The 16,075-nt window shown below is 30.4% G+C and carries 11 protein-coding genes; 8 read left to right on the top strand and 3 right to left on the bottom strand.

The annotated features are described in order from the left end of the window. Nucleotides 1-76: 76 nt before the first annotated feature. Both L8T90_RS00265 and L8T90_RS00260 read left to right on the top strand, forming a co-directional pair. The gene (locus L8T90_RS00265) at nucleotides 77-1,327 is read left to right on the top strand and encodes an MFS transporter (protein ID WP_263663202.1); all 1,251 of its coding nucleotides are present in this window, start codon (nucleotides 77-79) and stop codon (nucleotides 1,325-1,327) included. Next, nucleotides 1,324-3,333, top strand: coding sequence for a CocE/NonD family hydrolase (locus L8T90_RS00260; RefSeq protein ID WP_263736392.1), 2,010 nt, complete (start codon nucleotides 1,324-1,326; stop codon nucleotides 3,331-3,333). The genes L8T90_RS00265 and L8T90_RS00260 overlap by 4 nt, the downstream gene beginning before the upstream one ends. A gap of 30 nt (nucleotides 3,334-3,363) precedes the next feature. On the opposite strand, the gene L8T90_RS00255 is transcribed toward L8T90_RS00260, so the two are convergent. Both L8T90_RS00255 and L8T90_RS00250 read right to left on the bottom strand, forming a co-directional pair. Then, nucleotides 3,364-6,876, bottom strand: a complete 3,513-nt coding sequence (locus tag L8T90_RS00255) for an acyl-[ACP]--phospholipid O-acyltransferase (protein ID WP_263736391.1) — start codon at nucleotides 6,874-6,876, stop codon at nucleotides 3,364-3,366. A 69-nt stretch (nucleotides 6,877-6,945) separates the two neighbouring features. Then, nucleotides 6,946-7,554 carry an NAD(P)H-dependent oxidoreductase gene (locus tag L8T90_RS00250; RefSeq protein ID WP_263736390.1) on the bottom strand — a complete coding sequence of 203 codons (609 nt, stop codon included), beginning with the start codon at nucleotides 7,552-7,554 and terminating at the stop codon, nucleotides 6,946-6,948. Between the two features lie 127 nt (nucleotides 7,555-7,681). Here L8T90_RS00250 and L8T90_RS00245 point away from each other — a divergent pair, with 127 nt between their 5' ends. From L8T90_RS00245 to gltS, 4 genes are all read left to right on the top strand, one after another. Then, entirely contained in the window at nucleotides 7,682-8,815 is a 1,134-nt protein-coding gene (locus L8T90_RS00245) for an efflux RND transporter periplasmic adaptor subunit (protein WP_263736389.1), read from the top strand. After that, complete coding sequence (locus tag L8T90_RS00240; protein WP_263736388.1) at nucleotides 8,812-10,743, top strand: ABC transporter permease; 1,932 nt, start codon at nucleotides 8,812-8,814, stop codon at nucleotides 10,741-10,743. Before L8T90_RS00245 ends, L8T90_RS00240 begins: the two co-directional genes overlap by 4 nt. 1 nt (nucleotide 10,744) lies before the next feature. Further along, nucleotides 10,745-12,085, top strand: coding sequence for a TolC family protein (locus L8T90_RS00235; RefSeq protein WP_263736387.1), 1,341 nt, complete (start codon nucleotides 10,745-10,747; stop codon nucleotides 12,083-12,085). Between the two features lie 115 nt (nucleotides 12,086-12,200). Further along, nucleotides 12,201-13,409, top strand: a complete 1,209-nt coding sequence (gene gltS, locus L8T90_RS00230; protein ID WP_263663209.1) for a sodium/glutamate symporter — start codon at nucleotides 12,201-12,203, stop codon at nucleotides 13,407-13,409. Between the two features lie 23 nt (nucleotides 13,410-13,432). Here gltS and nth read toward each other — a convergent pair whose 3' ends face one another. Beyond that, on the bottom strand, nucleotides 13,433-14,059 hold the full coding sequence (nth, locus tag L8T90_RS00225; RefSeq protein ID WP_039618455.1) for an endonuclease III: 627 nt from the start codon (nucleotides 14,057-14,059) through the stop codon (nucleotides 13,433-13,435). Between the two features lie 79 nt (nucleotides 14,060-14,138). On the opposite strand from nth, the gene L8T90_RS00220 reads away from it, so the two are divergent. Further along, nucleotides 14,139-14,954 carry a peptidylprolyl isomerase gene (locus tag L8T90_RS00220; RefSeq protein WP_263663212.1) on the top strand — a complete coding sequence of 272 codons (816 nt, stop codon included), beginning with the start codon at nucleotides 14,139-14,141 and terminating at the stop codon, nucleotides 14,952-14,954. Continuing rightward, nucleotides 14,954-16,018, top strand: coding sequence for a class II fructose-bisphosphate aldolase (gene fbaA / locus L8T90_RS00215; RefSeq protein WP_263736386.1), 1,065 nt, complete (start codon nucleotides 14,954-14,956; stop codon nucleotides 16,016-16,018). The genes L8T90_RS00220 and fbaA overlap by 1 nt, the downstream gene beginning before the upstream one ends. The last annotated feature ends 57 nt before the right edge of the window (nucleotides 16,019-16,075 follow it).

The following is a 16,075-nucleotide window of genomic DNA, read 5'->3' as shown; positions in this document are numbered from 1 at the left end:
AATTTTTATGCAAAATTATCTATATTTAGATTAAAAAATAAAAAAATCATATATAGTATAAAAAAGGAGGTTTTTAATGTATGAAAATAAAGAACAAAGTTTAAAAAATAATTTTTTTACATTATTGTTATTATCTTTTTGTGGATCTATTATTTATGGTTTGCCTTATTTTAGAAAATATTATTATGATGATTATATGAGTCTTTATCATTTAAATAATTTTGAAATGGGCCTTTTGGGTAGTGCTTATGGCTTACTTGGTTTGTTTTCTTATGCCTTAGGAGGATATTTAGCAGATCGTTTTGCGCCAAAAAAATTATTGATTTTTTCTTTAATTGCTACAGGACTTGGTGGTTTGTTGCATTTATATTTTACTTCTTTAAATGCACTTTTGATTATTTATGGAATTTGGGGGATTACTTCATTATTAACTTTTTGGCCTTCTTTGATGAAAATAGTAAGAAGTTTGGCAAATTCTAAAGAGCAAGCAAAAGCTTATGGAATTTTTGAAGGTGGTAGAGGTGTTGTTGGTGCTGCACATTTGGCTATAGCTACAAGTATTTTTGGATATTTTCAAACAAAAGCTTTAGCCGCACAAGGTATAGAAATGGTTATTATTTTTTATTCTATAGCTCCTATTGCAAGCGCTGTTTTATTATTTTTTCTTTTAAAAGATGAGGTTAATGAACAAAGCGAGAAGATTAAAATCAAAGATTTAGTTTTTCTTTTGAAAAATTCTGCTCTTTGGCTTGTGGTTGCTATTACTTTTTGTACCTATTTTTTTAATATGAGCTTTTATTATTTTACTCCTTATGCAAGTAATGTGATAGGAGCTTCTGCTGTTTTTGCAGCTATTTTAACAGTATTAGCTCAATACATTCGTCCTGTTTCTTCTGTGGTAGGTGGGTTTATAGCAGATGGATATGGAAAGGCTAAAATAATGATGATAGGCTTTATTTTAATGGGAATTGGTGTTATTTTTTTAATGCTTAGTTCAAAATTAAATGGATTTTTGCAAATGAGCGTTTTAACTTCTGCTTGTGTGGTAATTTATGTAGCTATGTATTCTAATTTTGGAATTTATTATTCTTTACTTAGTGAGGGAAAAATTCCTATTCATTTGGCAGGTATGGCCATAGGTATTGTATCTACTTTTGGATATTTACCTGAGGTTTTTGCACCTTTGCTTGCTGGAGATTTATTGGATAGATATCCAGGTGTAAAAGGTTTTCATATATATTTTACTATTATGATAGCTATGGCTATTTTGGGTGTAATGTTTTGTTTGATTTGGATTAAAAAATACAATAAAAAGGAGATGAAATGAAGGAAATTGTTTTTAACTTTAAAAACAAGGTTAGAGTAATAGAAAATGAATGGATAGTTTTAAAAGATGGCACTAAGCTTTCATCACGAATTTGGCTTCCTCAAGTAAAAGAAAAAGTTCCTGCTATATTAGAATACATTCCTTATAGAAAAAATGATGGAACAAGGGGCAGAGATGAGCCTATGCATGGATATTTTAGTGGTAATGGTTATGCGGTTGTTAGAGTTGATATTAGAGGAAGTGGGGAATCTGATGGTTTATTAGAAGATGAATATTTAAAGCAAGAGCAAGATGATGCCTTAGAAGTCATTGAATGGATAGCAAAGCAAGAATGGTGTGATGGAAATATTGGTATGATGGGTAAATCTTGGGGTGGATTTAATTCTTTACAAGTTGCAGCAAGAAGACCCAAAAATTTAAAAGCTATTATAGTGGTAGGTTTTACCGATGATAGATTTAATGAAGATATTCATTATAAAGGTGGATGTTTACTTAATGATAATTTTTGGTGGGGTAATATTATGCTTGCATATCAATCACGTTTTGTTGATCCAAAAATTGATTCAAATGGTAGAAATAAATGGCTCAATAGGCTTGAGAATATGCCTTTATGGCCCGCATTGTGGCTTGAGCATACTTTAAAAGATGACTATTGGAAGCATGGATCTGTTGGAGAAAATTATGATGATATACAAGTTCCTGTTTTTGCATTAGATGGGTGGGCTGATTCTTATACTAATCCTGTTTTTACTCTAATGAATGCTTTGAAAGTTCCAAAAAAAGCTATCGTTGGTCCTTGGGCTCATGTTTATCCTCATGATGGATCTCCTTTGCCTGCAATGGGTTTTTTACAAGAAGCACTTAAATGGTGGGATAAATGGCTTAAAAATGAAGAAAACGATGTGCTTGAAGCTCCTATGATACAAGCATATATTGAAAATAGCTCTAAGCCAAATTCAAAAACAGAGAAAGTAGAAGGTCGTTTTGTTGCTTTAAATGATTTTAAAAATGATATTAGCTATAAAAAATACTATTTAAATCCGTATAAACTAACATGCAAAAAATCAAGTGAATTTATCAAAATTAACACTCCATTAAATCATGGGCTTTTATCCGGAGAGTGGATGGGGGCTGGTGTTTTAGGAGAAAGTCCTAGTGATCAAAGGTTGGATGATGGGATGGCAGTTGTTTTTGAAAGTGATTTTTTAGAACAAGATTTAGATATTTTGGGTTTTCCGGTTTTAAATGTAAAAATTGCAAGTGATCAAGGAAAAGCTATGCTCTTTGCTCAGCTTAGTGAAGTTAGAGCTGATGGTTTTGTAAAAAGAGTAAGTTATGGAGTGATCAATCTTGCATTAAGTGATGATAAAGAGCAATTTATACCTTTAAAAAAAGATGAATTTATCCAAAAGCAAATCAAACTTGATGCTTGCGGATATAGATTTGGCAAGGGTTCTAAGATAAGATTATCATTAGCAAATTCTTTTTGGCCTATGTTTTGGCCTATGCCAAAAATTTCAACTTTGACTTTAGATTTAAATGAGTGTGAATTTAATTTACCATGTTTTAGTGGTCAAGATAGCGATAAAATCAATATGCAAGCACAAAGTGCACCTTTAACTCCAATAACACTTTTAGAAGAAGGTAGGGTAAATAGAAGCATTTCTTATGATATTTTAAATGATACTTGGACTTGTATTACAGATGGTGTTGGTGGAGTTTTTGGAGAAGGTGTTTATAGATTTGATGAGGTTGATGTTTTAGTAAAGCATAATTTAAAAAGAGAATTAAAACTTCAAAATGAAAATCCATTAAGCGCGCAATATACCATTACTCAAACAATGCAAATAGGACGTGAGGGTTGTATGATGGAGGCTGATATAATCTTAACACAAACTAGTGATTTGGAGTATTTTTATATTAAGGGAAAAATAGCAGTCAAAGAAAACGATAAACTTGTTTTTGATAAAAAATATGATTATAAAACTAAAAGAAATAGTTTGTAAAATTTCCCAAAGTAAAATTTACTTTGGGGATTAATTTTCTTGCAAGATTTTAGCTAAATCTTTAGCGCCTTTTAAATCCACTTTACCAGAACCTAAAAGCGGAATTTGTTCTACTTTAAAATATTTACTTGGTTTAAAAATAGCAGGCATAGTAGAATTTTTAATCACTTCGCAAATTCCATCAAAATCTTGCTCTTGGCATTCTACTAATAAGCATACCATTTCACCTTTTTTATCATCATCTAGTGCAACTGCGCAAAATTTTACTATATCTGTATTGATAAATTTAGCAATTTCTTCTTCTAAAGCTCCTAAAGATATCATCTCGCCACCAATTTTTGCAAAACGAGAATAACGATCTACTATATATAAAAAGCCATCCTCATCTACATGGCCTTTATCGCCGGTATTATACCAGCGTATGCCATCGATTTCTTTGATAACTTCATCGGTTTTTTCTTTATTGTTTAAATAACCCACCATAACCTGATGGCCACCAATGAGTATTAATCCATCTTCTCCATGATTTAAACTTTCATAAGTAGATGGATCTACTATGCGTATAGCACTTCCTGGTAAAGGCATACCTACACTACCTTCTTTATTTGCACGGTGTAAAATCCAATAATCAGGATCAAATTTATTTGGTAAATTTACACTTGCAACCGGAGTGGTTTCAGTGGCTCCATAGCCTTCAAAAATAGGTTTTTTAAATTTCATTTCAAAGGCAGTTCTTACTTCGCTTTTGAGTTTTTCAGCACCTGAAACGATAATCCTTAAGCTTTCAAACATAATCGCATCAAGTTTTTTATTTCTTGCATAAATACCTAGAAAAGTTGAAGTAGCACACATAATACTAACATTATTTTTTACTATAGCTTTTGCTACACCTAGCGCATCTGTTGGATCAGCATGTGTTATGCTTTTAATCCCTTCTAATAAAGGCATAAAAGTAGTTACAGTTAATCCAAAAGCATGAAAAGGTGGCAAAGAAGATAAGACGACATCTTCATTTTTTGCACATAATACATCTGAAATTTGAGCTATATTGCTTAAAATATTACGATTATTTAGCATTACTCCTTTTGGTGCTCCCTCGCTACCACTACTAAATAATATAGCAGCTATGGCAAGGTTTTGTTTATTAGGTGCAAATAATGCTTTTATTAAACAAGTAGGTAAGATACTTACTAAAGCAAGCATAGAAAAGATTTTGAGTTTTTGTCTTTTAAAGTTTGCGATAATATCTTCCATAAAAATGATTCTAATATGCTCTTCAAATTCTAGTTTTATACCTTTATTTTCTAATTTTTCCATAAATTTTCTAGAAGTATAAATTTGTTGAATTTGAGAACTTTGAATAGCTTGATTTATTGCTTTTACACCTGCTGTGAAGTTTAAATTTACTACGATTTTATTTGCAAGCAATACAGCTAGATTGCAAAGAGAGCTAGCCATAGAAGCAGGGAGTAAAATTCCCACACATTCTTCTTTTGGAGCATAGCTTCCTTGGGTAGGTTGTATATTTAGCTCATGCGATCTATTTTTTATAAAAGAGCTAAAAACTAAACTTAAAGCAAGCATTTTTCTATAGGTAATACCACCTATTAAAGGATCAACAATAGCTATTTGACTTAAATTTCTTTTAGCGCTATCTATCCAAGCTCTGGCTATAGTATGCATACTTTCACATTGAGATTTCCAAGCAATAAAAGAAAGTTCAAAAACTTTTGTTTTAACCACTTCTTTTTTAGTGTGTATTGGCAAGATTTTTCCAAAAGCAATAGCGATTTTTCTTTTGCTTATTTTGCGGTTTCTTGCTGAAAATTCTTCATCACTTCTTGAAAAAGCACTTCCCCAAAGTCCTCTAATATAAAAAGGTAAAATCACTCCATCTTGTTCTTCTAATTTTGAGCAAACTAACTCAAATCCACCTTTAAATTCATTAAGCTGCCCATGGCGTGAAAGTACTCCTTCTGGGAAAAGACAAACCAAATTTCCGTTTTTAATATGCATAGCAATAAGCTCTAAGCTTGATTTGCTAGAAGCACTTGAAACAGGAATAACTCCAAATTTATCAAGAAAAATTCTAATATACCACTTAGAATAAATGCTTTTTTCCATTACAAAATAAATTTTTCTTGGTATAGCCATTTGTACAATAGCCCAATCTATAAAAGATATATGATTACCAAGTAATAATCCTCCACCTTTTTCAGGAATATTCTCAAAACCTTCTACTAATAAACGATAGCGTTGAAAAAACGCTATACTCATTAATAAACGCACCAAAGAAAAAGGCAATTTACTTAGCACATAAACGCTTCCAAAAAATGCCACAGCGATGATAAAATAAAACAAATTTATCACTTCAAATTCAGCATATGCAGCAAAAGTAGCTAGTGCTAAAAAGCCCAACATAAAAATATTTTGTATAAAATTATTTCCTGCTAAGACTTTTCCTAGTTCATTTTCTTTTGCATGAAATTGTATTAGAGAGTTTAAAGGTATGATAAAAAATGCCCCGCTTAAACCAAAAATAAAAAATACTACACTATAGCTTAGTAAGTTTTCTAAAAATGGCATTAAAATGCTCATTAGGAAAATCCCTAAAGCACCTAGTGGTATAAGACCTAATTCGATGTAATTTTTAGAAAATTTACCACTAATAAGCGATCCTATAATCACTCCTATACCAGAAAAAGCTAAAGAGCATTGTACATAAAAGGTATTTTCTATAAAAAGATCATTTTTTGCATATATAGGAAAACTCACTAAATAAAGTTGTGATATGGCCCAAAAAAGTGAAATTCCTACAATACAAAGCCAAATGATTTTATGAGAAAATATTGTTTTTAAATTAGAGGCTAAAAGTTTTCCTTGGAAATATTGTTTTTTATCAAAACTTAAATTTTTATCTTCTTCTTTTAAGCTAGGAAGTTTATAAGCTAAAAAAAGTTCTAATACAGCAAAAGCAATTAATACAAAACCCAAAGGCGCAATTTGTGTTAAAATATCCGAAGGAGTGTTAAAATTTGGCTCAAAAAGCATTTCAAAGCTTAGAGAAAATACCGCCATACCCGCTAAAATAGCCACAATACTTACCGCATTTACTGCTCCATTTCCCATAGCTAAAAGCTCTTTTCCTACTAATTCTTTTATAAAGCCATATTTTGCAGGAGAGTATAAGGCAGATTGCACTCCCATGATAAAAGTCATTACAAAAGCAAGCCAAAATGCTCCAATATAATAACACAAACAAATAATACAAGTTAATATTACTGAAAATAATGCAGATATTTTCATAATTTTATTTTTAGGAAATTTATCTGCTAAGAATCCAGAAGGCGAAAGCATAAGGATGAAAGGTAAAAGCATCAAAGCATTGACAATAGCGGTTAAAAAAAGTTGGGTGCTATCTTCATAAAATTTATAGATAGTGTTTTGTATAATGATTTTGTGTCCTAAATCTACAAAAGCATTAATAAAAGCTACTGCTAAAAATGGCAATACGCCAAAAATCTTTAAGAAATTTCCTTGCATTTAAAACTCCATTTTATTTTAAAAATATTATTCTATTATATAAAATTTAAATGGAGTTTTGATATTTGATTAATCTTTAAATTCTACCACTTCATCAAATGCAAAACGAGCTTTTTTTGTGCTAATATTTTCTTGGGTATGTCCTAAAGTAATGAGCATAGATACTCTTTGTTTAGCGGTGTCTAAATTTAAATATTGATTGATTTTATCTTTATCAAAACCACCGATAATACATGAGCCCAAATTTAAACTATAAGCAGCATTGATAATATTTGCAATAGCAAGATAACTTTGTTCTTTAGCATAAATAAAACTTTGTTCTAAATCCATTGCGTCTAAAAATGGCTTATAAGTTTGCAAGCGTTTGTTTAATTCTTCTTGACTTAAACCTCTCTTTTTTAGTTTTTCTTCAAAATAATCTTTAAAATCAGCCCTTGAAATTACAACTATAATAGCAGCGCAATTTGCTACATGGCTTTGATTATTAGCTATTTTAGCAATTTCTTTTTTATGTTCATCTTTTTGAAAAACTAAGAATTTCCAAGGTTCAAGTCCTAAGGAACTAGGAGATAATCTAGCACATTCTAAGATATATTCTAAATTCTCTTTAGAAATTTTTTCTTGGGTGTAAGCTCTAATAGAAGAGCGATTTTGCATTAAATTTAAATAATCTTGCATTATTTTTCCTTTTTTTGATTTATCTTATATCTTATAAGCTTTAAAATTGTTAAAATTATATTTTATTGTTACAATTTTATTTTTACTTCATACAAATGTTTTATTATATGATTTTTAAAGGATTAAAATGAAAAAAATAATTTATTTAAGCATATTTTTGATCATACTCATTATAGGGGTGTATTTTTTCTTTTTTGCAAATAAGGAAGAATATAATTATCTAACTTATGAAGTTAAAAAACAAGATATTACTCAAAGTATAGAAGCAATTGGTGAAGTTTATGCAAAAACACAAGTTGATGTTGGTGCGCAAGTTAGTGGGCAAATTACTAAACTTTATGTAAAATTAGGTGATCATGTTAATGAGGGTGATTTAATCGTACAAATTGATAAAGATAAGCAACAAAATGATTTAGATATTACCAAAGCTCAGCTTGAAAGTGCAAAGGCAAATTTAGAAAGTAAAAAAATCGCTCTTGATATAGCTACTAAACAATACCAAAGAGAACAAAAGCTTTATACTAAAAAGGCTACCTCTTTAGAAAATCTTGAAAATCTTAAAAATACTTTTTATGCCCTAAGGGCAAATGTGGCTGATTTAAAAGCTCAAACTACTCAACTTGAAATTTCTTTAAAAAATGCTCAAAAAGATTTAGCTTATACTACTATAACCGCACCTAGTAAGGGTGAGATTATCAATGTAGCAGTTGAAGAAGGACAAACTGTAAATGCAAACCAAAATACACCAAGTATAGTGCGTTTGGCTGATTTAAGTGAAATGGAAATTCGTATGCAAATAGCTGAAGCTGATATTAATAAAATTAGTGTAGGAAAAAAAGTTAAATTTAGTATTTTAAATGAACCTGATAAAAAATACGAAGCAACTATTTCAAGCATAGATCCAGCAAATACTACCATAAGCGATGCAACAAGCAATACAAATTTAAACTCAAACTCAAGTACTAGCGCTAGTGCTGTGTATTATTATGCAAGGGTTTTTGTAAAAAATGATAATAATTTTTTACGCATAGGTATGAGTACAGAAAATGAAATTGCTATTAAAACAGAAAATAATACTTTAGTTATACCAACTTTAGCTATAAAAAGCGATACAAGTGGTTATTATGTAGAAATTTTAAAAGCAAATAATATAAGTGTAAAAACACCTGTTAAATTAGGTATCAAAGATAGTTTAAATACTCAAATTTTAGATGGTATTAATGAGGGTGATTTAGTTATCATAGGTAAAAATAAAAAATGATACGCTTAGAAAATATACAAAAAAAGATTAATAATACAACTATTTTAGAAAATATTAATCTTTATATTCAAAAAGGGGAATTTGTAGCCATTATAGGACAATCAGGTAGTGGAAAAACCTCTCTTTTAAATATTATAGGCACACTTGATGAACCAAGTAGTGGAAAATATTTTTTAGATGCATATGAAGTTACAAATTTAAGCAAGGATGAAAAAGCAAGGATTAGACGTGAAAAAATAGGTTTTATTTTCCAAAGATATAATTTACTTAGTCTTTTAAATGCTAAAGATAATGTAGCCTTACCTGCTGTTTATGCAGGAAAAAACAAACAAGAAAGATCACAAAAGGCTAAGGAATTACTTTCTTTTTTAGAGCTTGATCATAAAGAATTATCAAAGCCAAATGAGCTAAGCGGGGGACAACAGCAAAGAGTTTCTATAGCAAGAGCTTTGATGAATGGTGGTGAGCTTATTTTAGCAGATGAGCCAACGGGTGCGCTTGATTCTAAAAGCGGTAAGATAGTTTTAGAAATTTTAAATAAACTAAACGAGCAAGGACACACTGTAGTTTTAGTCACTCATGATAGAGAAATAGCTGCTAGAGCAAAAAGAGTTATAGAAATTAAAGATGGTAAGATTATAAGCGATAATGGTGCAAAAAAAGCAGACGAAATAAAAGCTAAGTTAATGCCAAAAGAGAAAAAAAGCTTTAATTTGCTTAAAAATCAGCTTTTTGAAAGTTTAAAAATGTCCATAACTTCCATTGTAGCACACAAGCTACGCTCTTTGCTTACTATGCTTGGTATTATCATAGGCATAGCTTCAGTAGTTTGCGTGGTTGCTTTAGGACTTGGAGCCCAACAAAACATACTTGCTTCTATTAGTTCTATCGGGACTAATACCATAGAAGTTGTTTCAGGGCGTGGTTTGGGGGATATTCGATCAGGTAAAACAAGGCTAAATTTAAGTGATTTAAAAACCTTAAGTTCTTTGCCTTATTTAGAAGCAGTAGAAGCAGATGTGGGCAAAATAGGGGTAGTAACTTATAAGAATAATTCTTTGCAAGCTAGAATTTATGGAGTAGGGCCAAATCATCTAAGGCTTAGAGGTTTTGTGATGGTAGATGGTAGGTTTATTAATAATGAAGATATAAAAGATAATACTAATATTTGTATTATAGATGAAAATGCTTTGAGAATTTTATTTGATAATATCAGCGCTAAAGATGTTTTAGGTAAAAGTGTGATTTTTAACAAACAGCCTTTAACTATAGTTGGTGTTTTAAAAAAAGAAAGAGATAATAAAGGCTTTAGAGCTGATGAAAATACCATTAAAATTTACACTCCTTATTCTACTTTGATGAATAAAATCACAGGGGATAAACAAATAAGAGCTATAGTAACCAAGGTAAAAGATGAGGTAAATCCTGCTTTAGCTGAAGAGGCTATGGTAAAAATTTTAGAGATTAAACGCGGAAAAAAGGATTTTTTCACTATAAATTCTGACGCGATTAAAAATGCTATTGAGGAAAATACTGCTACTTTGACCTTACTTATTTCTTCCATTGCGGTGGTATCTTTGATAGTAGGTGGTATTGGTGTGATGAATATCATGCTTGTTTCAGTAAGTGAGCGTACAAGGGAAATTGGAGTTAGAATGGCTATTGGAGCTAGAAAAGAAGATATTTTAATGCAGTTTTTAATCGAGGCTGTGTTGATTTGTTCTTTAGGGGCCATTTTTGGAGTAATGTTTTCTTTTATTATCATTGAAGTATTTAATTCTTTAAATTTTGGTTTTACAATGATACTTTCATTAAATTCGGTATTTTTAGGGCTTTTAAGTTCGGTTTTAATCGGAGTGGTTTTTGGATTTTTTCCGGCAAAAAATGCAGCAAATTTAAATCCTATTAGTGCTTTATCAAAGGAATGAGATGAGAATATTTTTATTATTTTTTATAGCCTTTTTTTTAAATGCTTGCGTAGGAGTAAAATTAGAACAAGTATTCCAAGATCAAATAAAAAAAGAATATTTTGAAGATTTTAATGCAAGCAAGGCTTGGTGGGAAAAATATAATAATCAAGATTTAAATAATATCTTAAAAGCTATTATTGACAATAACAAAGATTTAAATGTAGCAAGAGTTAATTTTTTAAGCACTTTAGCTAGATATAAGCTTTTAAATTTAGATCTTTATCCTACTTTGAGTGGAAATTTAGGTGCAAATATAAGAAAAAATTTAAACAATGGCGCAGAAATGCATAGTTTCTCAAATGGCATTATGTTAAATTATGAGCTTGATATATATGGAAAAATTTCAGATCAAGTTGCTAGTTCTGAATTTTTAGCAAAAGCAAGCGAATATGAGTTACGCTCTTTAGAACTTGATACGATTAATTTAGCGATTAATAGCATTTTTGAATTGATTTATTTTAATGATGTAGATCGTTTGCTCAACAATCATTTAAAAAATCTTGAGCAAATGCTAGAAATTTATACTACTAAATTTAATTATGGTAAGGTTGAATATATTGATCTTTTAAATATCAAAAAGTCTTTATTAAACACTAAACAAAACATCATTACAAATTTGCAAAATAAAGACTTAACACTTAAAAATATAAAAGATTTGTTAGGTAAAGATGATGGATTTTTGATTAATAAAATGCTAAATTATACTCTTGAAGATTTTTCTTTGCAAAAAATTAATTTTGATATAGAATTAAAAATGCTTGCTTATAGACCACAAGTTCAAGCAAAACTAAATCAACTTATGGCTTCTTATAAGGATTATGCAAGTGTGCAAAAAAGTATTTTGCCTAGTATAAAAATATTGGGAAATTTAGATGGGAGTGATAAAAATTTTGATGAGAGTTTTAAATTTTTAATCTTAGGAGGTAATGTTGTTATTGACTTACCATTTTTGGACTTTTATAGAGTAAGACAAAATGTAAAAATTTCTGAATTTGCATACCAAGCACGCTTATATGAGTATAAAGATGCATTACAAAGAGCTATTCATGAGTTTAAACTTTGTTATGAAAATGATAAATACTATAATGATTTGTTAAATTTAGTAAAAGATATCAATGCCAATCAAGCAAAAATTACACAATTATATTTTGAAAAATATGAATTAGGGCGTAATGAGCTAAAAGATTATCTTGATGCGGATGCTTTGCTTATTAATTCACTTCAAGAGCTTAGTAGAGCGAAACTGTCTTTACTTAAAAATATTAATTTGTATCATAATATAGTATTGATTTCAGAGTAAAATAGACTTAAAAATGTTTCATTTTGTAATATCTTAGTAAAGAGTAGTGTTTATTTGCGTTGTTTTTAAAGTCATTTAGATTACAATTGATAAGTAAATCAAACAAAGGAGAGGTATGAAATTTGATTTTTATGCAACGCTAGTTACTATGGTTATAGTATTGCTTTTGGGCGTTTTTGTCATTAAAAGGGTAAAATTTCTTCGTGATTATAATATCCCTGAGCCAGTTGTTGGTGGTGGAATAGCTGCGATTATTCTTTTAATCTTACATAGTTCTTTTTCACTAGACATTAAATTTGATGAATCTATGAAAGATCCGTTAATGCTTGCATTCTTTTCAAGTATTGGTTTGTTAGCTGATTTTGCTTCATTGAAAAAAGGTGGTAGAAAATTAGCAGTTTTTTTAGTTGTAGTTGTAGCTTTACTCTTTGCGCAAAATATAGTTGGTATAGGTGTAGCAACTGCCATGGGGCAAAATCCACTTATGGGGCTTATAGCAGGTTCTGTTACAATGAGTGGTGGTCATGGTACAGGTGCAGCTTGGGCGGCTGAATTTATTAAAGAACCTTATTTGTATTCTAGTGCAACTACTGTTGCTATTGCTTGTGCGACTTTTGGACTTATTTCAGGTGGTATCATAGGTGGGCCTGTTGCAAGATATTTGGTTAATAAACACAAATTAGTAGTTCCAAAACAAAATGATGATAAAGATGCGATTTTAAATTTCCAATCTCCAGAAAAAGAAAGATTGATCACTCCATCTTCTTTTATAGAGTCTTTAGCATTGATTGCTTTATGTTTATTAATAGGTAATGCTTTATCTACTTATATCAAAGCAAATACAGGTTTTACTTTACCAACTTTTGTGTATTGTCTTTTTGTGGGTGTTGTTCTAAGAAATGTTTTATCAGCTACAAAAATTCACCATGTATTTGATAGAGAGGTGTCAGTTTTAGGTAATGTAAGCTTGTCATTATTCTTAGCTTTAGCACTAATGACTATTAATCTTTGGGATCTAGTAACCCTTGCACTACCGATGCTAGTAATTTTAGTAGTACAAGTTGCTATGATGGCTGCTTTTGCTATATTTGTAACCTTTAGAATATGTGGAAAAGACTATGATGCGGCAGTTTTAGCAGCAGGACATTGTGGTTTTGGTTTAGGTGCTACTCCAACAGCTATGGTAAATATGCAAACTGTAACAAATCACTATGGTATGAGCCACATGGCATTTATTATTGTGCCTTTAGTAGGTGCATTTTTCATAGATATAGTAAATGCTTTAGTGATTAATGCTTTCTTATATCTACCATTCTTTCATTAAAATCATCTAGCACTAATTTAGTGCTAGATTAACTTTTTATCTTTGCTCTTACATAAATGATTTAAAAAACACTCTTTACATAAGGGATTTTTGGCTTTACATGTATAACGTCCAAAAAGCACCATAGCTTGATGAAGATAGTTTAGATTATCTTTAAAAATTTTAGTTAAGTCTTTTTCTGTTTCTTCAGGGGTTTTGGCTTTGCTAAGATTAAGTCTGTGTGAAACTCTAAATACATGAGTATCTACAGCCATACAATTAGCCCCGCACCATTCTATCATTACTACATGTGCGGTTTTTTGTCCTACGCCTGCTAGAGTTTTTAAATCTTGCTCATTCATAGGAATTTCACCATTAAATTGCTCGCAAACTGCTTGAGCCATTTTGATTAAATTTTGTGCTTTATTATTATAAAATGAGCAAGAATTAATCAAAAGCTTCAAAGATGATAAGTTTGCCTTAGCTAAATCTTGTACGCTAGGATAAGCTTCAAATAAAGCCGGTGTGATGAGATTAACCCTTTTATCAGTACATTGAGCTGAAAGCATAACACAAACTATAAGTTCATAAGCATTACTAAAAACTAATTCTGTTTTTGCTTGTCCAAAATGCTCTAAAAATAATTTTTTAATTTCTAAATTTCTTTTCATAAACTTATTGTATGTTAATCGGCTTTAAATAAAGTTTAGATATAATAAAATCAACAAAACTATTTCAAAAGGAAAAACAATGAAAAAAATTTCTTTAGTTGCTGCGGCTTTGTTAACAGGTTTAAGTTTAAATGCTGCGGTGGTTGCAACCCTTGATGGAAACAATATTAGCGATACAGAAGTGAATGAATTTTTTGCTCCTATGTTAAGAGGTGCTAAAATCACTGATTTACCAGCTGAGCAAAAAAAAGCAATTATTGATCAATATATCGTTCAACAACTTGTATTAAAAGATGCTAAAGCTCAAAAAATAGAAAATGATCCTTCATATAAAGAAGAATTAGAGCGTGCTAAAGAAGCTATTTTGGTAAATATCTACCAAAAGAAAATTTTTGATTCAATTAAAAATAATGATGCTAAAGCTAAAAAATTCTATGAAGCAAATAAAGATAAATTTACTAAACCAGCTCAAGTGAAAGCTAAGCATATTTTGGTAACTAGCGAAAAAGAAGCTAAAGATATTATTGCTGAGCTTAGTAAGCTAAGTGGAAAAGCTTTAAATGATAAATTTGCTCAACTTGCAAAAGAAAAATCAATCGACAAAGGTTCTTCAGCTCAAGGTGGTGATCTTGGTTGGTTTGCTGAATCAACTATGGTAAAACCATTTGCTGATGCAGCTTTTTCTATGAAAAAAGGTACTATTTCTAAAACACCTGTAAAGAGTGATTTTGGATATCATGTTATCTTAAAAGAAGATGCTAGAGCAAAAAGTACTATGAGCTATAATGAAGTAAAAGCAGGTATTGAAAGCAATATCAAAATGGAAGAATTTAAAGAACTTATGAATAAAAAAGCTCAAGAACTTCTTCAAAAAGCAAAAGTGGAATACAAATAATGGGCGTATTAGATCTTGTTAAACCAGGTGTTTTAAGTGGTGATGATCTAAATATCGTATATAATCATGCAAAAAAAGAAGGATTTGCTATCCCTGCGGTAAATGTCGTGGGGACAAATTCTATTAATGCGGTTTTAGAAAGTGCTAAAAAAGTTAATTCACCTGTGATTATTCAGTTTTCAAATGGAGGAGCCAAATTTGTAGCAGGGAAAGCTTGCCCAAAAGCTGATGTGCTTGGCGCTATAAGTGGTGCAAGACATGTACATTTAATGGCAAAAGCTTATGGAGTTCCGGTGATTTTACACACAGATCATGCTGCTAGAAAATTACTTCCTTGGATTGATGCTTTGATTGAAGCAAATATTGAGTTTAAAAAAGAAACAGGTAAGCCTTTGTTTAGCTCTCATATGATTGACTTAAGTGAAGAGGATTTAGAAAGTAATCTAAGCACTTGTGAAAATTATCTAAAACAAATGTCTGAGCTTGGGATTTCTTTAGAGCTTGAGTTAGGATGTACGGGTGGTGAAGAAGATGGAGTGGATAATACTAATATCGATAATGCAAAATTATACACCCAGCCTGAAGATGTAGCGCTAGCTTATGAGAGACTTTCTAAAATTAGTGATAGATTTTCAATCGCAGCTAGCTTTGGTAATGTACATGGAGTATATAAACCAGGAAATGTGGTTTTAAGACCTGAAATTCTTAAAAACTCTCAAAATTATGTAAAAGAAAAATTCAATCTTGGTAACGAAAAACCAATCAATTTTGTTTTCCATGGTGGCAGTGGTAGTGATATAGAAGATATCAAAGCAGCACTTAGCTATGGTGTGATTAAGATGAATATCGATACAGATACTCAATGGGCTTTTTGGGATGGTGTTAGAGAGTATGAACTTAAAAATAAAGCTTATTTGCAAGGACAAATTGGCAATCCAGATGGAGATGATAAGCCAAATAAAAAATACTATGATCCAAGAGTATGGCTTAGAGCGGGCGAAGAGAGTATGATCAAGCGCTTAGAGTGTGCTTTTAGTGATTTAAATTGTATCGATAGAAACTAAGAGTTTTATAACTCTTAGTTGATTTTCCTGTGAAGATTTCAAATTTTTAGAGCAAAA

Source organism: Campylobacter sp. RKI_CA19_01121 (assembly GCF_025771295.1).
GTDB lineage: Bacteria > Campylobacterota > Campylobacteria > Campylobacterales > Campylobacteraceae > Campylobacter_D.
This window is presented reverse-complemented; position numbering and strand designations above follow the sequence as displayed.

Bases quoted from the DNA above. Each gene is read 5' to 3' on its own strand.
- L8T90_RS00220 (WP_263663212.1), top strand. From the start codon at position 14,139: ATGAAAAAAATTTCTTTAGTTGCTGCGGCTTTGTTAACAGGTTTAAGT.
- gltS (WP_263663209.1), top strand. From the start codon at position 12,201: ATGAAATTTGATTTTTATGCAACGCTAGTTACTATGGTTATAGTATTG.
- L8T90_RS00235 (WP_263736387.1), top strand. From the start codon at position 10,745: ATGAGAATATTTTTATTATTTTTTATAGCCTTTTTTTTAAATGCTTGC.
- L8T90_RS00250 (WP_263736390.1), bottom strand. From the start codon at position 7,554: ATGCAAGATTATTTAAATTTAATGCAAAATCGCTCTTCTATTAGAGCT.
- L8T90_RS00245 (WP_263736389.1), top strand. From the start codon at position 7,682: ATGAAAAAAATAATTTATTTAAGCATATTTTTGATCATACTCATTATA.
- L8T90_RS00265 (WP_263663202.1), top strand. From the start codon at position 77: ATGTATGAAAATAAAGAACAAAGTTTAAAAAATAATTTTTTTACATTA.
- L8T90_RS00260 (WP_263736392.1), top strand. From the start codon at position 1,324: ATGAAGGAAATTGTTTTTAACTTTAAAAACAAGGTTAGAGTAATAGAA.
- fbaA (WP_263736386.1), top strand. From the start codon at position 14,954: ATGGGCGTATTAGATCTTGTTAAACCAGGTGTTTTAAGTGGTGATGAT.
- nth (WP_039618455.1), bottom strand. From the start codon at position 14,059: ATGAAAAGAAATTTAGAAATTAAAAAATTATTTTTAGAGCATTTTGGA.
- L8T90_RS00255 (WP_263736391.1), bottom strand. From the start codon at position 6,876: ATGCAAGGAAATTTCTTAAAGATTTTTGGCGTATTGCCATTTTTAGCA.
- L8T90_RS00240 (WP_263736388.1), top strand. From the start codon at position 8,812: ATGATACGCTTAGAAAATATACAAAAAAAGATTAATAATACAACTATT.